The organism is Lentzea sp. NPDC036955, from assembly GCF_055608005.1.
The window spans coordinates 560,568-580,169 of the sequence record NZ_JBVJRC010000001.1 but is presented as its reverse complement, the minus strand read 5'-3'; the positions used below and the strand labels follow the sequence as shown (position 1 = coordinate 580,169).

Below are 19,602 nucleotides of genomic sequence, written 5' to 3'. Positions count from 1 at the left end.
GTCGTGAACACGCCAGTGTCGTCATTCGGACTCCGCCAGACCTGTTCTCCCCGCTGCGACCCGACTTACGGTCCTCCCCACCTCCGCAGCCGGTTCAGAACCCTGACGCCCTCAACGGCACGCGAAGGCCCTGCGTGGAAGGACCTCACGTGAACGGATTGCGACGCACGAGCGTGTGCGCCGCGGCAGTGTCCGCCGCCGTGCTCAGCGTTGTCGCCCCGTCGGCGACCGCTGCCCCCATCCAGTCCCAGCCGGACTCGACCCGGGTGAACCGCCCCTTCGAGCGGCTGATCGTCGGCTACAAGCCGGGCACCGCCGAGGCCACGTCCGACACCGCCGCCTCGGACGACGTGCGGAAGAAGGGCAAGTCCGTGCACCGCCGCATGTCGAGCGGTGCCGTCGTCGTCAACCTGGGTGAGAAGACCGCCAACGCCGAGAACACCATCCAGGCGTTCAGGAACGACCCCGACGTCGCGTACGTCGAGCCGGACCTGCTGATGCAGCCGTTCGCCGACCCGAACGACACCGAGTACTCCCGGCAGTGGGACCTCTTCGAGGCCACCGCGGGCATGAACGTGCCCGGTGCGTGGGCCAGCAGCACCGGCGCGGGCGTCACCGTCGCCGTGATCGACACCGGCTACGTCGCGCACAGCGACCTGTCGGCACGGGTCGTCGCGGGCTACGACTTCGTGTCGGACTCGGCGCGCGCCCGTGACAACAACGGCCGCGACTCCAACCCGGCCGACGAGGGCGACTGGGTCGCCCGCGGCGAGTGCGGCACCGACGCCAACGGCAACCCGGTGCCCGCCGCGGACCAAGGTTCGTCCTGGCACGGCACGCACGTCGCCGGCACCATCGCCGCGTCCACCAACAACGGCAAGGGCGTCGCGGGCATCGCCTACGACGCGAAGATCCAGCCGTTGCGCGTGCTCGCCAAGTGCGGTGGCGCCACCTCCGACATCGCCGACGCCATCACCTGGGCGTCCGGCGGCACCGTGACCGGCGTCCCGGCGAACCAGACGCCCGCCAAGGTCATCAACATGTCGCTGGGCGGTCAGTCGTCCTGCTCGACGACCTACCAGAACGCCATCAACGGCGCGATCAACCGCGGCACCACCGTCGTCGTCGCGGCCGGCAACTCGAACATGAACGTCGCGAACTTCACCCCCGCGAACTGCACCGGCGTCATCACCGTCGCCGCCACCTCGCGCGAGGGCAACAAGGCGTTCTACTCGAACTACGGCACCCGCATCGACGTGGCGGCCCCCGGCGGCGAGACCCGCCGCGGCACCGACACCCCCGGCACCATCACCACGCCGGAGAACGGCATCTGGTCCACCCTGAACGCGGGCACCACCGTTCCCGGCGCGGAGAACTACAAGCCGTACCAGGGCACCTCGATGGCCGCCCCGCACATCGCGGGCCTCGCCGCGCTGCTGGTCGCGAAGAAGCCGTCGCTGACCCCGGCCCAGGTCAAGGACCTGATCAAGGCCAACGTCCGCCCGTTGCCCGGCACCTGCTCGGGCGGCTGCGGCGCCGGCCTCGCCGACGCCACCAAGACGGTCAATGCCATCGACTCCACTCAGCCCCCGTCGGGCGGCCTGGAGAACACCACCGACGTGGCCATCCCGGACCGCGGCACCGCCATCACGTCCTCGATCACGTCCTCGCTGACGGGCAACGCCTCCACCACCACCAAGGTCGGCGTGGACATCGTCCACACCTACCGCGGAGACCTGGTCGTCGACCTGGTCGCCCCGGACGGCACCGCCTACCGACTCAAGAACTCGTCCACTTCGGACAGCGCCGACAACGTGGTGGCGACCTACACGGTCAACGCCTCGTCCGAGGTCGCGGCGGGCACGTGGAAGCTGCGGGTCCAGGACGTGTACTCCGGTGACACCGGGTACATCAACTCCTGGAACCTGACCCTGCGATAGCTCCACGTGTTCGCCGAGGGCGGCGCCTCCCACCGGATTCCGGGAGGCGCCGCCCTTTCACGTGCCGGGAGCACCGCCGCCCGCCGCGGGTAACGTCCTACCCATGGCAACACTGGTGACGTTCCACGCCCACCCCGACGACGAGTGCATCGTCACGGGAGGTGTGATGCGGAAGGCGTCCGACGAGGGCCACCGGGTCGTGCTCGTCGTCGCCACCCGCGGTGAGAGCGGCGAGGTTCCCGACTTCCTCGACGAGGGCGAGGAGCTGTGGGAGCGCCGGGTGCGGGAGACGCACGCCGCCGCCGAGCTGCTGGGGGTGCACCGCGTCGAGTTCCTGGGCTACCGCGACTCCGGGATGATGGGGGACGAGCTCAACGACCGGCCCGGTTCGTTCTGGACCGCGGACGTCGAGGAGGCGGCGCACAAGCTGGCCGCGATCCTGCGGGAGGAGGACGCGAAGGCGTTCACCACCTACGACAGCTTCGGCGGGTACGGGCACCCCGACCACATCCAGGTGCACCGGGTGGGCATGCGGGCCGCGGAGATCGCCGGCACGCCCGCCGTGTACCAGGCGATGGTGAGCGAGACGCGGTTCCGGGAGGCGATGAAGCGGTCGGGGGCCGAGGAGCCGCCGCTCATGGAGGGAGCCGTGCCTGAGTCGGAGATCACGACCGAGGTGGACGTCGCGGAGTACCTCGGGGTGAAGCGGGCCGCCATGCGCGCGCACGCCTCGCAGATCCCCGAGCAGTCGTTCTTCCTGTCGCTGGACGACGAGACTTTCGCGCACGCGTTCGGCACGGAGTACTTCATCCGCGCGGGCCACGGCCCCGAAAAGACCCTCGCCCTCTGACCGCCCGCCCCCCTTGCTGCACAGGCGTCTGCAAGTACTGGTACTTGCAGACGCCTGGGAACGTGAAGGGGCGGCCCGCCACGTGCGGGCCGCCCCTTCAGCGGGTCACGCGCGGCGGCGGCGGACGACCAGGAGCGCGGCGGCACCGGCGCCCACGAGGCCCAGGCCGGACAGCAGCAGCCAGGTCGGGGACGCGCCGGTCGCGGCGAGCGGCGGCTCGGGGGTGCTGCCACCGGGGGCCGGGGCGGCGGAGGTCGTCGACGGCGGCACCTCGGCGGAGGACGAGGGCGCCTCCGTGGTGGTGGTCGTCACCGGCGGCGTCGTGGTCGTGGTGGTCGTCGGCGGGACGTACTTGACGCACGCCGTGCTTGACCGGTCGTAGGTCTTCGAGTAGCCGTGCTTGTTGTTGGGATCGTCGTGCGCGGCGACCTTGATCTTGAAGTCGTGCTTGACGTCGGCGGGGAACGTCCAGGTCTGCTTGAACGACTCGCGGAACGGCTGAGCGGGCTGCTCCTTGCCGTCGACGGTGATCGTCAAGAAGTTGTCGGCCTGGCCGTTGTACTTCGTGAGCTCGACGCTCAGGAAGGACTTGCCGGCCTTCTCGTTGCACCCGGCGTCCACGACGTCGGTGTGTGCGGAGGCAGGCGCGGCCAGCGCCACTGACGCCAGAGCCGCGGTGGCGGTCACCGCGAACGCGCCGAGAACTCGTCTTGCCAACGGAAACTCCTGCTCAGGGTTGATGCGTGGCGGGGAAACCATTCAAAACACAAATCACCCGACCGGGTGAACCGCGCCACGCTAGCAACCGACGGCAGTCGAAAGGTCACCGTCTGACAACGGTGAGGTGTCACCACGAACAAACCTTCATGTTTTCCGCTAGGGCGATGAACCCCGCCACCAGCCGCATCTGCTCCACCCCGCGCACGTCGGCGTCCAGCAGGCGCGGTGAGCAGACCACCACGGCCACCGCCTGCGCGCGGGACAGCGCCACGTTCAACCGGTTGCGCGACAGCAGGAAGTCCAGGCCGCGCGGCAGGTCCACGGTGGACGACGACGTCATCGACATCACCACGGCCGGTGCCTCCTGGCCCTGGAACCGGTCGACGGTGCCGACCCGCGTCCCGTCGAACCCCGCGTCGGCCAGCCGCCGGCGGATCACCCGCACCTGGAGGTTGTACGGCGCCACGACGAGGACGTCCGCGTCGGTCAGTTCGCGCGTCTCGCCGTTGTCCGTCCACGTGCGACCGACGAGCGACCGCACGGTGTCCACCACGGCGTCGGCCTCCTCCGCCGAGGACGTGATGTTGTGCCGGTGGTCGACCTCGCGCAGGTAGATGCCGGGTTCGACGCCCTCGATCCACCGCTGCGCCGCCACCGGGTGCGAGTGGAGCAGCCCGGAGTACGACAGCTCGGACACCGGGCGGCACACCGCGGGGTGCATCCTCCTGGTCTCCGCGAGGAAGTACCCGAGGTGGCCGGGGATGACGTCCGCCGAGCCGAGCAGGTGGCCCAGCGCGGACGCGTCCGACCCCGGCGGGTGCACTCCCTGGACGACCTGCGGCAGCTGCTGCGGGTCGCCGAGCAGCACGAGGTTGCGGGCCGCCGTCCCCACCGCCACCGCGTCCGCCAGCGCGAACTGGCCGGCCTCGTCGATGATCATCACGTCGAACGGCTGCGCCTTGATCACCGCGTTGGAGAACGTCCACGCCGTGCCGCCGACCAGGTGCCCGGCCGGGTGCTCCTCGCGCCAGCGGGCCAGCGCACCGTTGTCCTTCGGCTGGTCCCACGGCACGTCCTCCTCCGGCTTCCCCTTGGGCCGCTTGGCCATCGGCACGTCACCGGAACACGACCGCAGCACGTTCTCCACGGCCTTGTGCGACGTCGAGGTCACCGCGACCGTCTTGCCCTGGTCGACCAGGTGCGCCACGAGCTTCGTCGCGAGGTACGTCTTGCCCGCGCCGGGCGGGCCCTGCACCGCGAGCGTGCCGCCGTCGAGCTGGTCGACCGCCCTGATCACCGCCCGCACCGTGTCCTCGTCGCGCGGCAGCGGCTGCGCGGGCGGCGTGCGCAGCATCAGGTCGATGCCGGGGCTGCGCGGCAGCAACGGCAACAGCTCCACGGCCTGCTGCGCGAGCTCGGCGACCGCCTCGTCCTTCGGCTTCGCCGGCACCGGGCTGCCGGGCAGCACCGCCAGCGGCAGCTCGGTGTGCTCGGCCGCCGCGCTCTCGGTCAGCACCAGCTCGTGCGGGTTGTCGTCGGACACCACGGCCGGGCGCGTGACGTTGCCGGGGTAGAGCAGCCTGACCTGCTCGCCCGCGCCGAACGGGTGCGGCCGCTCCGGGTCGATCCGCGCGCGCACCTGCCGCTTCGACGTCCGCACCCGCCCGCTCGGCGGCACCCAGTCCTCGGCCCGCAGCGTGATCGGCACCGCGCAGTTCGAGTCCGTCTCCAGGTCCGAGATCGGCGCCGCGGCCTGCCGGAAGAAGTCGCCCCAGGCCGGGCTCGCCTCCCGCCGGTGGTAGCCGACGGTCGCCGCGAACAACGCGTGGCCCTCCGCGAGCAGCGGCTCGGTCAGCGCCGCCATCCTGCGGGCCCGCTCGGCGGCCTTCTCCCGTGCCGCCTCGTCCAGCTCCTCGTCGCGCACGGCGGTCTGCACGCCGTGCTCCCGCTTCACCTTCTCCAGCAGGTCCCGCACCCCGCGCGTCGGGTTGTCGTCCGCGAGCAACGGGCGCAGCGCGGGCAGCGTGTACTCCCTTGTGGACACCCGCAGCACCCGGCGGGTCAACGCACCCAGGTCGACGCAGCGCCGCACCAGCTCGTCCACCTCGGACTCCCTGGTCGCGGTGCGCGCCGCACGCCCGGCGAGGTCGTGCGGCGTGAAGTGGTAGACCCGGCCGGTCGGCGTGCGGTCGACGAACTCCGCGAACGTGCCCTCCCAGCCCGGCGTGCGGAACGTGTCGCCCTCGACCTCCAGGAACACGTCGTCCTCCGCCGGTTCCGGCAGGGTCTGCAACGCCTCGGGGGCCACGACCTCGTAGGTGGTCACGCCGGTGCGCTCCTGCCGCACCTGCAACCGGGCCTGCGCGGCCAGCGCGGCGAAGCTCGCGGGGGACAGGGCGGGTGGCCGCTCCTCGGTCGCCGCTAGCGCATCGATTGTTTCAATGCCAACCGAAACCAGCTTCCGCCGTTGGTCGGCGCGCAGTCCGGCCACGAGCGACAGGTCACGGGCCTCCTCCCGCCCGGAGGCGCAATGACGGGCGAACCGGCACCCGGTGCAGGCCGCCCGCACGTCACCCCACGAGCGCGCCGGCGCCGGTCCCGGCTTCGCCAGCCTGGTCCGCAGACGGCCCAGCAACGGTGCGAAGTCGGCCACCCGGAACGTCGTCCGCCGGCCGTTGACCAGCAGGTGCGCGCGTTCGGCACCCAACGCCAGAGCGGCCGCCGTCAGGTTCAGCACGGCCAGGGGAGTTGCCTCAGAGCCGTCGAAGCACGGCTCGTAGCCGGTGCCGACCCGCACCAGGCTCGGCACCGCGCAGTGGAAGGCGCCGTCGAAGAAGACGGCGTTCTCGACGATCTCCGCACCCGCGCGCACGTCGGCGGCCGTGCGGGAGGCCGCGCGGTGCAGCTCCTCCGGGTCACCCCGCCGCTCCGAACGCCCCAGGAAGCTGCGGTGCTCGCACTCGAGCAGGTCGACGAGGTCCGACGGACTGGCGAGCATGACCGCCGATGCTAGCCGCCGGCACCGGCGGACCCCGGCAACGCCACCCGGCGGACACGGGCGGACGGCCCGCGTCCATCCCCGGTACGCGGCCCGTCCGCCCGCTGACTAGACGGCTGCCTCGACCAGCCTGAGCAGCGCCACGTGGTGGGAGTTCGGGTAGTCGTGCGGCCGGAACGGCCGGGTCTGCGCCCGCACCAGAGCGGCCGCCGCGGCCAGCTCACCGGTGCGCACCTCGGTGTCGCGGTGCAGGAACGCGAAGTGCGGCTCGCGCACCTCGTCCGGCCACAGCAGCGTGTGCAGCACGAGCACACCCGCCTGCTGCCGGATCGCCGCCAGCGTGTCCTTGCCGCGCAGCCCGAACTTCACGATCGCGGCGGTCTTCGTGCGTTCCAGCGTCTCGCGCAGCAGCACGTACGAGCGCACCGACAGGTCGTCGGGCTCGACGTAGTAGCTGCGGTGCAACGAGATCGGGTCGACGTCCGCGACCGGCGCGAACTGCTGGACGTCGATGACCCCCTCCTCGGGTGCCGGCAGCTCCCGCGGGTCCACCTGCACGATGCGGCCGTCGTCGAGCTCGTAGCCGCGGCCGATGTCGTCGGGTGTCAGGTGCAGCGAGCACTCGCCGCACACCTGCTGGTGCCGCACGCGGCCGCTGTCCTCGCGGTGCACGAGGTGCACCCTGCCGCGGTGCTCGGACGCCGCGGACACCAGCCGCACCGCCATCGTCGTCATGCCGAACCGAAGTGCTCCCCGCCACACAGTCCTCATGACAAATGAGTACTCGAACAGGTGTTCAAATACCGCTATGACCTGACGAAACAGCTCGTTCGGGTGCGTCCGACGGGTACCTCGGACACGTGCGTCACCACGCCGAGGGCGCGTAGTCCTTCAGGAAGCACCCGTACAGGTCCTCACCGGCCTCGCCGCGCACGATCGGGTCGTACACCCTGGCCGCGCCGTCGACCAGGTCCAGCGGGGCGTGGAAGCCCTCGTCGGCCAGGCGCATCTTCATCGGGTGCGGGCGCTCGTCGGTGATCCACCCGGTGTCGACGGCGGTCATCAGGATGCCGTCGGCCTGCAGCATCTCCTCGGCGCTGGTGCGCGTCAACATGTTCAGCGCTGCCTTGGCCATGTTCGTGTGCGGGTGGCCGGAACCCTTGTACACGCGGGAGAACTGGCCCTCCATGGCCGACACGTTCACCACGTACTTGCGCCGGTACGACGACTTCGCCATCGACGCGCGCAGCCGGGAGATCAGCAGGAACGGCGCCGTGGAGTTGCACAGCTGCACCTCCAGCAGCTCCACCGGGTCGACCTCGTCGACGTTCTGGATCCACGAGTTCGTCGCCGCCGTGTCCGGCACGAGACCGCCCGCGTCGATCTCCTTGCCGCCCGCCATCAACGCGAGCGTCGTGACCGAGTGCGCCTCGGGGACTGCGGTGCCGGGCAGGGCCAGCTGGCCGTGACCGCCGAACGTGATCAGCTCGGGGCGGCGGGCGTCGCCGGTCAGCGCCTCGTGCTCGGCGGCGGCCAGCGGCGCGTAGGCGCCGGGGGAGCGGCGCACGGTCTGCGCCGCGTTGTTGATCAGGATGTCGAGCGGCCCCTGGTCGGCCACCGAGTCGGCGAGCCCGAGCACCTGGGCGGGGTCGCGCAGGTCGATGCCGACGATGCGCAGCCGGTCGATCCACTCGCCGGCGTCGGGCATCTGCGCGAACCGGCGCGCGGCGTCCTTGGGGAACCGGGTCGTGATCGTGGTGTGGGCACCGTCACGCAGCAGCCGCAGCGCGATGTACATGCCGATCTTCGCGCGGCCGCCGGTGAGCAGCGCGCGGCGGCCGGTGAGGTCCGTCCGCGCGTCGCGCTTGCCGTGGTTGAACCGGGCGCAGTCGGGGCAGAGCTGGTGGTAGAAGGCGTCGACCTCGACGAACCGCTTGCGGCAGGTGTAGCAGGACCGGGCGCGCAGCAGGGTGCCCGCGGTGGCACCGGCGGCGGTCGAGACCAGCGGCAGGCCCTGGGTCTCGTCGTCGATGCGGTCCGGTGAGCCGGTCGCGGTGAGCGAGGTCACCGCGCGGTCGTTCGCGGTGATGGCGGCCCTGCGCTCGGACTTCCGGTGCTTCTTCGCGGCCTTGAAGATCTTGGCGGTGGCCAGGCGGACGCGCACCGCGTCGTCGTGTTCCGCGGGCAGGTCCTCGACCTGTGCCAGCACGCGCAGGCAGACTTCCAGCTCTGCGGGGTCGATCGAGGTCATGAGCAGGCATTTTACGGGTGGAGAGGTGGCGGTCCGGTGACGGGTCCCGACGTGCTGGTCCTGTGGGACATCGACAACACGCTGATCTCGGCCAGGGGCTTCGGCGGGCTGATGTACCGGGAGGCGTTCCGCACCGCGTTCGGGCGGGACCTCGCCGGCCCCGTCGACCTGGGCGGACGCACCGAGCTGGACATCATCGCCGAGTGCCTGCGGCAGCACGGCATCGAGCACACGCCGGAGTCCTCCGCGCGGCTCGCGGCGGCGCTGGCCGGCTGCTTCGAGGCCCGTCGCGGCGAGCTGACCGGGCACGGCGAGGTGCTGCCGGGCGCGCGGGAGGCGCTGGAGGCGTTCGCCGCCGACCCGCGGGTGCACCAGGGCGTGCTGACGGCCAACCTGGGCAGCGTCGCGCGGGTGAAGCTGGAGGAGTTCGGGCTCGCGCACCTGGTCGACTGGGACGTCAGCGCCTATGGCGACGATCACGCCGACCGGGCCGAGCTGGTGGCGTTCGCCCGCGACCGGGCCCGGCACGTCCGCCGGTTCGCCGACGACGAGGTCGTGCTGATCGGCGACACGCCGCACGACGTGCGCGCCGCGCTGGACTCGGGGGTGCGGCTCGTCGCGGTCGCCACCGGGCGCAGCACCGCCGCGCAGCTCGCCGCGGCCGGTGCCACGACCGTGCTCGACGACCTGAGCGACCTCGACCGGGTGCGCCGGCACGTGTGGTCCGGCCTGGACGGGGGAACCCGCACCGCATGAACCCCGAAGTGCCTGAAGCCGACAGCGCCGAACAGCAGCAGGACGTGGTGCCCCAGGAGCCGGTCGAGCCGGCGCCGCTCGACGCCGAGCGCGAGGTCCCGCTCGACGAGGACGTCTGAACGGCCCTGGTCCGCGGTCGATCACGACGTTATGGTGCGCGGCATGCCCAATGCAGGCGGCCCGACGGTCACCCGGCTGTCCCAGCCGGACGCCGACATAAGGCCCCGTTCCCTCGGTCTGCCCCGAGGCCGCGCGGTGATCCCCGTGTTCGGCTCCACAGCGGACATCGAGACGGATCTCGCCGCGAAGCTGTTGCCGGTGCTCAGATCCGTGGTGGTGATCGCGGCGCGCAACGGCGCCGTGTTCGTCACCGAAGGCACCGACAGGGGTGTGGTCCACCTGCTGGGCCTGGCCCTGCAGGCCTGTGAGGGGCGCTGGCCCGTCGTGGTCGGCGTCGCACCCTCCAGCAAGGTGCACGACCGCACCGAGACCCCCACCGGTGACCAGGTCGCGCTGGAACCCAACCACGGCGTCGCCGTCGTCGTCCCCGGTTCGGAGTGGACGGACGCCACACCGGTGCTGTTCCGCGTGGTGGACGCGATCCGCGGCAAGAAGGCCACCGTCGCGCTCGTCGTCGGCGGCGAGAGCGAGCAGGAGGTCGTCGAGCACCTCAGCGGCGACCACCCGCTGCTCGTCGTCGCGGGCACCGGCGGGCTGGCCGACCGGATCGCGACCGGTGACCTGACCGGCGACCTCGCCGTGCTGGTGCGCAGCGGCAAGGTCTCCGTCGTCCACGCCGACGAGGGACCCGGCAAGGTCGTCACCGCACTGGAACGGTTGCTGGGCGAGGAGAAGCCCGTCATGCCGCCGCGGATCTGGCCGCGGGTCCGCTACCGGGCACCGGAACCGCGCCCGCTCGTCGACCCCGGTTTCGTGGTCGCCTACCCGCTGCTCGCCGACGCCATCCACGACGCGAACCAGGTCGTGGCGCCGGTGTTCCACGAGCTCGACGCGGAGGCGGAGGCGGAGCAGAACCGCTACCGGCTGCTCGCGGTCCTCGCGATCGCCGGCGGGCTCACGACCACGGTGTTCGGCGCGCTGCAGACGTGGCTGAACGAGACGCCGTGGCCCGGTGTGCTCGTGGTGGCCGGTGGCGCGTTCGCCGCGGCGATCACGATCGTGGCGCGCAAGCGGGAGTCGCTCGACAGGTACCTGACCGCCCGTGCCCGCGCGGAACGGTTGCGGGCGCTGTACTTCGCCCACCTCGCCGCTCCCGCTCCCGGCACGCAGGAGGAGCGGCAGGACCGGGTGGCGGACCTGGAGGCCGCGGTCAGCGACCGCAAGCACGAGGTGGTGCGGACATGAGCGACGAGCAGCGCCAGGCCCAGTTCGTCGAGGCGTACCTGCGGCACCGGTTCTCCGACCGCCTCGACCACTTCGAACGCGGCCGCAGGCGGTACTCCAGCGCTCGCACGTGGACGGTGGCGATCGCCGCCGCGCTGTTCATCGCGGCCGCCGCAGCGGCCGCAGCCGGGATGGCGGACGGACCGCGCCGCGCGGTGTGGGGCTTCGCGGCCACAACCCTTGCGGCACTTGCCACCGCGGTCACCGCGTACGAGGCGACGTTCGGCTTCCGCCGGCTGGCGCGGGAGAACGCCGCGGCATCCGTTGCGCTGCAACGGCTCGCCGTGGACGGTCCCACGCCCGACGACGTGGACGACGAGCGCCTCGTCGCATTCGTGACCGAAGTGGAGTCCGTGCTCAGGTACGGGCGCTGATTCCCGGTAATTGATCAAAAACAGCCGCGGAAAGCGTTTTCGCGTTTTGCACGCTCCGTGGACGATCGATTACGGAAAGCACTAGTTCTGGTGTTTCGGTGATCCCGTTGTCATGATGACCACATCCCCCGATGCGGAAGCAGGCACGACATGACTTGGGCGCGTACCCCTTTGGCTGAGCCTGACACCGGCACCTTCGCCGAGGCCAAGGCTGCGGAGAAGGAGCACAGCACGATCCAGAACAGCAAGGCCGCGCGCACCGTGGCGTGTCACGCGACCGACGCCCTGGACTGCGCCGACCTGCTCGAGATGCTCGGCCTGTCGGCCGTGGAGGGCAAGGCGCGGGTGTAGCCCCGCGACTGGATCCACCACTCGGCGACCAGCAGGTTCACCACGAACGACAGCCAGTTCGCGGTGGCGAAGACCAGCAGCCCGTCCGCCTCGGGCAGCAGGCCGCCGAGCAGCAGTCCCCACAGCCTGCCGGTCACGGCGGCGCCCGTCAGCGCGAACCCGCGGATCATCCAGATGCGGTGAGCGCCGAACTGGCGCCGCCGTGCCGTCCGCAGGCCCAGGACGGCGCTCGCGAACCACAGGACGGACAGCAGCGCCAGCGGCCCCGAGGACGCCAGCCCGTAGAACGACAGCTGCGCGCACACGACGCCCAGCACCGACGACGGCAGGACCGCGCCGAAGTACACGCGGCCCAGCACCCGGTGCACCCGCGGGTGCCTGGCCCGCAGCCGCGGCCAGAACTGCGAGACGCCCGCGAGGACCGCGACCGTTCCGGTGAAGATGTGCGCGACAAGCAGGCCGTAATGCACCGGCCCGTGCAGTTCCGGCCGCGCCTGCGCCACGTCCAGGGTGACGTAGGCACTCGCGGCGAACGCCGTGATGCCCACCGCGACCAGTCCCGACACCGCCAACCAGGCGGTGTACCCCCACGAAGTTTTCATGACCGTGAGCCTGTCAACGACGTCACCCGTTCGCCCTGGTGCGCGCCCCCGAGCGAGCAGTGGGGACGGCCCTACTGGGATGATGCGGCTCATGCGGACGGTGGAGATCTCGGAAGAGCCGATCAGGCTAGGGCAGTTCCTCAAGCTGGCCCAGCTCGCGGACGACGGCGCGCACGCGAAGGAGCTCATCGAGGACGGAGAGGTCCACGTCAACGGTGCCGTGGAGCTGCGCAGGGGTGCGCAGCTGCGCGCGGGTGACGTGGTGGTGGTCGGCCGGGAAGAGGTGCGCATTTCCGTTCGGCCGTAGGTGATTGCTCCGTTCGGCGGTAATACAACGCTCAAAACAGGTCGAAGCACCAGAGTCTGAAGACCTTTTTCCGACCATCGGCTCATACCGCGCGTGACATTTGTGTCCGTTGTGGACTTGGCCAATCGTCTTGTGGCTGCTCGGTTTCCAGATGGTGAGACGCACGTCACGTCCGCCATTCGGGCGCGGAGGAAACTTTTTTCCACAGCCTGTAACGCGGACGCCGGAGCGGGCGAATCACGGTTTGCAAGCTCCGGGATTTCCGGCACCGCCCTGTGGGAGGGGCTGTGCGGTCTGCGCGGAGCACCAAAGGTCCTCGGGGTGACCTGCGCACCTGCACGTCCGGAATCACCGCTGAGCCGGGGAGATCACAACGATGAGTGAGCAGGTCCGCTCTGCCCGTGACGCTGTGCACGGGCGGGGCTCGACGCTCAGTCCTGAACGCAGCCACGAACACAGACAGACGCACCCGCCGATCGCACGGTGGGAGACGCGCTACCGCTACGCCGTCATCACGGCCGACGTGCTGACGACGGTGCTGGTCGTCGTGGCGGTGGGCGCCGTCATGCACTCGCGGCACGCCGCCTTCGGCCCGCTTTCCCTTGCCCTGCTGGACATACTCACAGTAGTCGTCGTGGTCGGCTCGCTCACCCTCAACCGGGTCTGGACGCCGGCCGTGCTCGGTCAGGGGGCCGAGGAGTTCCGGCGGCTCGGCCGGGGCTTGTTCGGGGCGGTGGTCGCACTCGGTCTGGGTGCGCTCGCCGTCGACATCCCCGGCGCCCGCCTGTGGGTGTTCGTCGTGGTGCCCGCCATCGCCCTGGTGGCCTTCCCCCTGCGCTACCTCCTGCGCCGGCCGCTGCACAGCGGTCGCGGTGAAGGCAGGTTCATGCTCTCCGTCCTGGCCGCGGGCAACCTGGAAACGGTCGAGGACCTCATCCACCGCACCCGCCGCATGGCCCACCTGGGCTGGCGCGTGGACGCGGTCTGCACGCTCGACGGCCGCGGCCGCGTCGGTCCCGACGTCGACGGCGTGCCCGTCGTGGGCCAGCTGCGCGAGCTCGCCGACCAGGTCCGCCGCGGCGGCTACCGCATCGTCGCCGTCACCCCCGACGCCTACTGGACTCCGCGCAGGCTGCAGCAGCTCGCCTGGGCGCTGGAGGGTTCCGGCACCGAGATGGTCGTCTCGCCGGGCCTGATGGAGGTCGCCGGTCCTCGCCTGCACATGAGCGCCGTGCTCGGCATGCCGCTGCTCCGGGTGAGCGAACCGGCGCTGACCGGGTTCCGCCGCCTCGTCAAGGGCGTCGTCGACAAGGTCGGCGCGTTCCTCCTGCTGCTCCTGCTCGCACCGCTGATGTTCGCGGTCGCGGCGTTCGTGATGATCGACAGCCGCGGTCCGGTGTTCTACCGCCAGAAGCGCGTCGGCAAGGACGGCGTCCCGTTCACGATCATCAAGTTCCGCACGATGGTCACCGACGCCGACGCGTTGCGCACCAGGCTCGCCGCGGCCAACGAGGGCCACGGACTGCTGTTCAAGATGAAGAAGGACCCGCGCATCACCAAGGTTGGCTCGTTCCTGCGGCGCTACTCGATCGACGAGCTGCCGCAGCTGCTCAACGTGCTCACCGGCGCCATGTCGCTGGTCGGCCCCCGCCCGCCGTTGCCGGAGGAGAGCGCGAGGTACTCCTCCGACGTGCGGCGCCGGCTGCTCGTCAAGCCGGGGCTGACCGGGCTGTGGCAGGTGAGCGGGCGCAGCGACCTCTCCTGGGAGGAGTCGGTGCGGTTGGACCTGCGCTACGTCGAGGACTGGTCCCTCGCCCTGGACGCGGTGATCCTGTGGAAGACGTTCAGGGCCGTCTTCGGCGGCCACGGCGCGTACTGAGGTGCCCAAGGCCTCCGGGGGGAGGGGAGTGGATCGGTCTGGAACAACGACGAGCCGGAGGAGAACGATGTTTCGGCGAACGCTGGCGATCACGACGATCGCCGGACTGCTCGGCGCCGCTGCGGCGGTGCCGGCCACGGCGGCCCCGCCCGAGGTGGAACTGACCTCGAGCGCGGCCGTGGTGCGACCGGGCGAGCAGTTCACGGTGACGGTGAAGCTCACCAACATCAACGGTTTCACGGTCCTGCAGCCCTCTGCCAGGTTGTTCGGCGCCCCGCGGGCCATCGCGGAGTACACGACCCTGGTGGGCTGCACCGGTGCGGCCAGCTGCACGACGCTGACCGGACCCAGTGGCCCGACGGGCTACCGCGCGGCACTGGCCGAGGCGCTCGGCGGCTACCAGTCCGCGACCGTCACGTTCACCCTCGCGGTGAAGCAGGACGCGGTCGGCGGTACCGGCACGCTCCAGGCGCAGCTGTCCGGCAGCAACTACGCGACGTTCCCCGTGGACGGTCCACAGTTGACCGTCCACACGGAAGCGGACCTGCAGGTGGCCAAGGTCACCGGTACGCCCCGGCTCGGAATCCTGGTGCCGCGCATCGACTTCACCGTCGACGTGACCAACCACGGCCCGAACGCGTTGCTCAGCGGCGTGGTGACCACGACGTTGCCGCCGGGCATCACCGGGGTGAACGGCACGTGCACCGCCAGTGGCAACACGGTGGCCTGCCCGGTGCCGCGCCTCGAACCCGGTGCGAGCACGAAGCTCGCGTTCTCGGTCCCGGTGCGGCTGCTGAACATCGGGCTGGACTACGAGTTCCGCGCGGCCCGCACTGGTTCGGACCCGATCGACCCGAACACGGGCAATGACGCCGCGAGTACACAGTGCACAGTCGTCAGCCTGGTCCTGGTCAGCTGCCGGTAGTTGATCGCTCCCCGTCAATGCGTTGTGACACAAGTGATTCCGCTGATCGGACTAATCGCGACCGTTGGGCCGCTCAGCGGAATTCCTTGTAACGAACGCAGGTATCGTCCCGAAGTTCACTGTGGAGAGTCGCCCTGGGCTGGTGGGAGAGCCGGTTGGAGGTGCGGCGGCGGTGTGCTCGTGGCAACCATCGTCTGGGGCAGCAACCAGGAAGAAGAGGTAGACGCCCATGTCCTTGTCCGATCCCAGGAGTCGCCTGAGATCAATGGGTGCGAAAGTGACAGCCGCAGCGGTGCTGGCCACCGCTGTGGTCGTGCCGGCCGTGGTGCTCGCCCCGGCCGCGCAGGCAGCGCCGTGCGACGCACCGGTGGTGAACAAGGTCGCGTGCGAGAACACCAGGACCGGTGACGCGAACTGGTCGCTCAACTCGCTCGACGACTCGATCGTCGGCTACACGACCGACATCAGCTCGACTCCTGGCGGACAGGTCAAGTTCAAGGTCAAGACGGACGCGTTGTCCTACCGGATCGACATCTTCCGCCTCGGCTACTACGGCGGTGCCGGCGCCCGCCTGGTCAAGCAGCTCGACCGCACCACCCCGCAGAGCCAGCCGGTCGACTGCCTGCCCGACTCGGCCGTCGCGCTGGTCGACTGCGGCAACTGGGCCGTCTCCCTCACCTGGGACGTGCCCTCCGACACCGTGTCCGGCCTCTACTACGCCGTGCTGCACCGCAACGACACCGGCGGTGAGAACGAGATCGCGTTCGTCATCCGCGACGACTCCAGCCGGTCGAAGATCTTCTTCCAGACCTCCGACGCCACCTGGCACGCCTACAACCGCTACGGCGGCAACAGCCTCTACTACGGCTCCGGTCCCGGTGACGGCGGCTCGGCCTACGCGGTGAGCTACAACCGCCCGATCGCGAACACCGGTGACGAGAACTTCATCTTCAACGCCGAGGTGCCGATGCTGACCTGGCTGGAGAAGAACGGCTACGACGTCAGCTACACCACGAACGCCGACACCGCTCGCCGCGGCAACCTGATCCTCAACCACAAGGTGTTCATGGCCGTCGGCCACGACGAGTACTGGTCGAGGGAACAGCGCACCGCCGTGGAGAACGCACGGGCCGCCGGCGTGCACCTCGCGTTCATGACCGGCAACGAGGTCTTCTGGAAGCACCGCTGGGCCCCCAGCCTCGGCTCCTCGCCGACGGACTGGCGGACCGTGGTGACCTACAAGGAGACCAAGGCCAGCGCCAAGATCGACCCGAGCCCTGAGTGGACCGGCACCTGGCGCGACCCGCGGTTCACCACCTCGCCCAACGGCGCGAACCCGGAGAACGCCCTGCTGGGCCAGATCTTCACGGTCAACGGCCGCCGCGACGACTCCCTGGTCGTCCCCGCCGCCTACGGCAAGATGCGGCTGTGGCGCAACACCCCGCTCGCGTCCATGACGACCGGCGCCTACTCCTTCAAGCCGGGCACCCTGGGCTACGAGTGGGACTCCGTCGAGGACAACGGCTTCCAGCCGCCGGGCGTGGCGCAGCTGTCGCGCACGACGGTGACGATGGACGGCCAGTACGTCCTGCAGAACCACGGTGACCTCTACAGGAGCGGCACGAAGACGCACGCGTTGACGCTGTACAGGCACTCCTCCGGCGCGCTGGTCTTCGGCGCGGGCACCGTGCAGTGGGCGTGGGGCCTGGAGGACGAGCACGCGTTCCGCACCGACGAGCCGACCTCGGACATCCGGATCAAGCAGGCGACGGTGAACCTGCTGGCGGACATGGGCGTCCAGCCCACCACGCTGGAACCGAACCTCTTCGCCACGACCGCGAGCACCGACACCGCACCGCCGTCGGTCGCGTTCGGCACCACGAACTCGCCGACCGTCGGCACCGGCTACACGTTCAACGGCACGGTGATCGACTCGTCGGGCCGCGTCGCCGGCGTCGAGGTCTCGGTCGACAACGGCGCCACCTGGCACCCGGCCAACTGGACCGCGGGCACGGCGTCGTGGAACTACACGCACACCTTCTCGGCCGCCGGTCCCAAGACGCTGAAGGTCCGCGCGGTCGACGACTCCGCGAACCTCTCGGCCGCGGTGAGCCGCGACGTCACCGTGCTCGCCCGCGACTGCCCGTGCACCATCTGGACGGAGAACGCCACCCCGGCGGTGCCGTCGACCAACGACGGCGGCGCGATCGAGCTCGGCGTGAAGTTCCAGTCCAGCGTGAACGGGTACGTCCGCGGTGTCCGGTTCTACAAGGGCACCGGCAACACCGGCGTGCACACCGGCTCGCTGTGGTCGGCCGGCGGTGAGCGGCTGGCCACCGGCACGTTCGGCGCGGAGACGGCGACCGGCTGGCAGACGCTGACGTTCCCGACCGCCGTGCAGGTCTCGGCGAACACCACCTACGTCGCGTCGTACTTCGCGCCCAACGGCCGCTACGCCGGTGACGCCGACTACTTCACGAGCGCGGCGGTGGGCCTGGAACCGCTGTCGGCGGCCAAGGGCGTCTCCGGCAACCCGAACGGCGTGTTCCGCGGCGGGTCGTCCGGCTTCCCGACCGACAGCTACCGCAACGCCAACTACTGGGTCGACCCGATCTTCGCGCTCGACCCCGGTCCGGACACCCGCGCCCCCGGCACGCTGTCCACGGACCCGCTGAACCAGCAGGGCAGCGTCTCGCTGACCCCGGCGGTCAGCATCACCTTCGACGAGCCGGTGACGCCGAGCTCGGCGCAGATCCTCGTCAACGGCCCCAACGGCGGTGTGTCCGGCACGATCTCGGTGGCGGCCAACAGCATGAAGGCCACCTTCACGCCGAACAACCCGCTGTTGCCGGGCACGACCTACGACGTGTCCGGGAAGGCGACCGACCTGTCCGGCAACACGCCGAGCCCGACGCTGTGGTCCTTCACCACCGGTACCCCGCGCGGCGCCACGTGCCCGTGCACGGTGTGGGACGACTTCGCGGCGCCCGCCGTCAACGCGGTGAGCGACACGGGCGCGGTCGAGGTGGGCACCAAGATCCGCTTCGACGGCCGCGGCCAGGTGCTGGGCGTCCGGTTCTACAAGGGCTTCGGCAACTCCGGCACGCACACCGGTTCGCTGTGGTCGGCGAGCGGGCAGCGGCTCGCGACCGGCACGTTCAACGGGGAGACGGCGAGCGGCTGGCAGACGCTGACGTTCGACCAGCCCGTCGACGTGCAGGCGAACACCACCTACGTGGTGTCCTACTACGCGCCGAACGGCCGCTACTCCGCCACCAACGGCAGCTTCAACTCCAGCCACGACTACTACTCGCTGCACGCGCTGAAGTCCGGTGTGGACGGCCCGAACGGCGTGTACCGCTACGGCACCGGCGGTGGTTTCCCCACCGGCACGTACAACTCGACGAACTACTGGGTCGACGTGATCTGGCGCAACGGCGCGAACGGCGACAGCACGCCGCCGATCCTGACCGCCAGGACGCCCGCGCCGGGAGCCACCGGTGTCGCGCTGAACACCACCGTCACCGCCACCTTCAACGAGCCGGTCGACGTGGCGTCGGCGCAGCTCTCGCTCAAGGACCCCGGTGGGGCCGGCACCTCCGGCGCGTTCGCCGTCTCCGGTGACGGCAAGACGGTGACCTGGACGCCGGACGCCCCGCTCGCACCGGGTACGCAGTACGCGGCCGAGCTGCGGATCCTGGACGTCAACGGCAACGCCACGACCAGCCCGGCCACGTGGTCGTTCACGACGACCTCGGCCGCGACCTGCCCGTGCTCGTTGTTCAGCGCCGCCGCCCTGCCCGCGGTGACGTCGTCCAACGACAACAACGCCTACGAGCTGGGCGTGCGGTTCACCGCGGCGGTCAACGGCCAGGTGTCCGGCGTCAAGTTCTACAAGGGCGCGGGCAACACCGGCACGCACACCGGGTCGCTGTGGGCGTCGAACGGCACCAGCCTCGCGACGGGCACGTTCGTGAACGAGACGGCGACCGGCTGGCAGACGCTCGTGTTCGACACCCCGGTGCCGATCACCGCCGGCCAGACGTACGTGGCCTCGTACACGACGACCGTCGGCCGCTACTCCGCCGACGCCGGGTACTTCAACCGGTCGGCGGTCAGCAGTCCGCCGCTGGCCGCGGCAGCATCTCCGAACGGTGTGTTCCGCGGTGGCACGGGCTTCCCCGGTGACACCTTCGGCGGTGCGAACTACTGGGTGGACGTCGTGTTCACCCCGGGAAGCTGACA

15 protein-coding genes are annotated in these 19,602 nt (G+C 70.6%); 10 read left to right on the top strand and 5 right to left on the bottom strand.

From position 1 onward, the window contains the following. Nucleotides 1-149 precede the first annotated feature (149 nt). Nucleotides 150-1,940 (top strand): S8 family serine peptidase, encoded by a 1,791-nt coding sequence (locus ACZ7CF_RS02805; protein ID WP_470368640.1) that lies wholly within the window; start codon nucleotides 150-152, stop codon nucleotides 1,938-1,940. A gap of 103 nt (nucleotides 1,941-2,043) precedes the next feature. After that, nucleotides 2,044-2,790 carry a PIG-L family deacetylase gene (locus ACZ7CF_RS02800; protein ID WP_470368639.1) on the top strand — a complete coding sequence of 249 codons (747 nt, stop codon included), beginning with the start codon at nucleotides 2,044-2,046 and terminating at the stop codon, nucleotides 2,788-2,790. A 105-nt stretch (nucleotides 2,791-2,895) separates the two neighbouring features. Here the strand turns inward: ACZ7CF_RS02800 and ACZ7CF_RS02795 are convergent, their stop codons facing one another. From ACZ7CF_RS02795 to ACZ7CF_RS02780, 4 genes are all read right to left on the bottom strand, one after another. Then, entirely contained in the window at nucleotides 2,896-3,507 is a 612-nt protein-coding gene (locus ACZ7CF_RS02795; RefSeq protein WP_470368638.1) for an LPXTG cell wall anchor domain-containing protein, read from the bottom strand. 130 nt (nucleotides 3,508-3,637) lie between these two features. Further along, nucleotides 3,638-6,508 carry a DEAD/DEAH box helicase gene (locus tag ACZ7CF_RS02790; RefSeq protein ID WP_458433393.1) on the bottom strand — a complete coding sequence of 957 codons (2,871 nt, stop codon included), beginning with the start codon at nucleotides 6,506-6,508 and terminating at the stop codon, nucleotides 3,638-3,640. 108 nt (nucleotides 6,509-6,616) lie between these two features. Further along, nucleotides 6,617-7,279 (bottom strand): non-homologous end joining protein Ku, encoded by a 663-nt coding sequence (gene ku / locus ACZ7CF_RS02785; RefSeq protein ID WP_360386799.1) that lies wholly within the window; start codon nucleotides 7,277-7,279, stop codon nucleotides 6,617-6,619. 94 nt (nucleotides 7,280-7,373) lie between these two features. Next, nucleotides 7,374-8,759, bottom strand: coding sequence for an SDR family NAD(P)-dependent oxidoreductase (locus ACZ7CF_RS02780; RefSeq protein ID WP_360386802.1), 1,386 nt, complete (start codon nucleotides 8,757-8,759; stop codon nucleotides 7,374-7,376). Nucleotides 8,760-8,795: 36 nt separating this feature from the next. Here ACZ7CF_RS02780 and ACZ7CF_RS02775 point away from each other — a divergent pair, with 36 nt between their 5' ends. Genes ACZ7CF_RS02775 through ACZ7CF_RS02760 form a run of 4 tightly spaced genes read left to right on the top strand, consistent with a single transcriptional unit; the run spans nucleotide 8,796 to nucleotide 11,293 of the window. Then, a complete protein-coding gene (locus ACZ7CF_RS02775) occupies nucleotides 8,796-9,515 on the top strand; it encodes a haloacid dehalogenase-like hydrolase (protein WP_360386805.1) in 720 nt (239 codons plus the stop codon). Next, on the top strand, nucleotides 9,512-9,634 hold the full coding sequence (locus tag ACZ7CF_RS02770; RefSeq protein ID WP_360386808.1) for a hypothetical protein: 123 nt from the start codon (nucleotides 9,512-9,514) through the stop codon (nucleotides 9,632-9,634). Before ACZ7CF_RS02775 ends, ACZ7CF_RS02770 begins: the two co-directional genes overlap by 4 nt. A gap of 43 nt (nucleotides 9,635-9,677) precedes the next feature. Continuing rightward, nucleotides 9,678-10,880, top strand: coding sequence for a hypothetical protein (locus ACZ7CF_RS02765; protein ID WP_470368637.1), 1,203 nt, complete (start codon nucleotides 9,678-9,680; stop codon nucleotides 10,878-10,880). Beyond that, nucleotides 10,877-11,293, top strand: a complete 417-nt coding sequence (locus ACZ7CF_RS02760; RefSeq protein WP_360386813.1) for an SLATT domain-containing protein — start codon at nucleotides 10,877-10,879, stop codon at nucleotides 11,291-11,293. Before ACZ7CF_RS02765 ends, ACZ7CF_RS02760 begins: the two co-directional genes overlap by 4 nt. A 269-nt stretch (nucleotides 11,294-11,562) precedes the next feature. Here ACZ7CF_RS02760 and ACZ7CF_RS02755 read toward each other — a convergent pair whose 3' ends face one another. Further along, entirely contained in the window at nucleotides 11,563-12,246 is a 684-nt protein-coding gene (locus ACZ7CF_RS02755) for a DUF2306 domain-containing protein (protein WP_470368636.1), read from the bottom strand. A 91-nt stretch (nucleotides 12,247-12,337) separates the two neighbouring features. Here ACZ7CF_RS02755 and ACZ7CF_RS02750 point away from each other — a divergent pair, with 91 nt between their 5' ends. The 4 genes from ACZ7CF_RS02750 (at nucleotide 12,338) to ACZ7CF_RS02735 (ending at nucleotide 19,600) form a co-directional block, all read left to right on the top strand. After that, a complete protein-coding gene (locus tag ACZ7CF_RS02750) occupies nucleotides 12,338-12,553 on the top strand; it encodes an RNA-binding S4 domain-containing protein (protein WP_360386817.1) in 216 nt (71 codons plus the stop codon). 376 nt (nucleotides 12,554-12,929) lie between these two features. Further along, nucleotides 12,930-14,432, top strand: coding sequence for a sugar transferase (locus tag ACZ7CF_RS02745; protein WP_360386819.1), 1,503 nt, complete (start codon nucleotides 12,930-12,932; stop codon nucleotides 14,430-14,432). Nucleotides 14,433-14,499: 67 nt separating this feature from the next. Next, a complete protein-coding gene (locus tag ACZ7CF_RS02740) occupies nucleotides 14,500-15,357 on the top strand; it encodes a COG1361 family protein (protein WP_360386821.1) in 858 nt (285 codons plus the stop codon). Nucleotides 15,358-15,634: 277 nt separating this feature from the next. Next, nucleotides 15,635-19,600, top strand: a complete 3,966-nt coding sequence (locus tag ACZ7CF_RS02735) for a DUF4082 domain-containing protein (protein ID WP_470368635.1) — start codon at nucleotides 15,635-15,637, stop codon at nucleotides 19,598-19,600. The last annotated feature ends 2 nt before the right edge of the window (nucleotides 19,601-19,602 follow it).

Bases quoted from the DNA above. Each gene is read 5' to 3' on its own strand.
- ACZ7CF_RS02770 (WP_360386808.1), top strand. From the start codon at position 9,512: ATGAACCCCGAAGTGCCTGAAGCCGACAGCGCCGAACAGCAGCAGGAC.
- ACZ7CF_RS02800 (WP_470368639.1), top strand. From the start codon at position 2,044: ATGGCAACACTGGTGACGTTCCACGCCCACCCCGACGACGAGTGCATC.
- ACZ7CF_RS02780 (WP_360386802.1), bottom strand. From the start codon at position 8,759: ATGACCTCGATCGACCCCGCAGAGCTGGAAGTCTGCCTGCGCGTGCTG.
- ACZ7CF_RS02755 (WP_470368636.1), bottom strand. From the start codon at position 12,246: ATGAAAACTTCGTGGGGGTACACCGCCTGGTTGGCGGTGTCGGGACTG.
- ku (WP_360386799.1), bottom strand. From the start codon at position 7,279: ATGAGGACTGTGTGGCGGGGAGCACTTCGGTTCGGCATGACGACGATG.
- ACZ7CF_RS02790 (WP_458433393.1), bottom strand. From the start codon at position 6,508: ATGCTCGCCAGTCCGTCGGACCTCGTCGACCTGCTCGAGTGCGAGCAC.
- ACZ7CF_RS02740 (WP_360386821.1), top strand. From the start codon at position 14,500: ATGTTTCGGCGAACGCTGGCGATCACGACGATCGCCGGACTGCTCGGC.
- ACZ7CF_RS02760 (WP_360386813.1), top strand. From the start codon at position 10,877: ATGAGCGACGAGCAGCGCCAGGCCCAGTTCGTCGAGGCGTACCTGCGG.
- ACZ7CF_RS02750 (WP_360386817.1), top strand. From the start codon at position 12,338: ATGCGGACGGTGGAGATCTCGGAAGAGCCGATCAGGCTAGGGCAGTTC.
- ACZ7CF_RS02745 (WP_360386819.1), top strand. From the start codon at position 12,930: ATGAGTGAGCAGGTCCGCTCTGCCCGTGACGCTGTGCACGGGCGGGGC.
- ACZ7CF_RS02765 (WP_470368637.1), top strand. From the start codon at position 9,678: ATGCCCAATGCAGGCGGCCCGACGGTCACCCGGCTGTCCCAGCCGGAC.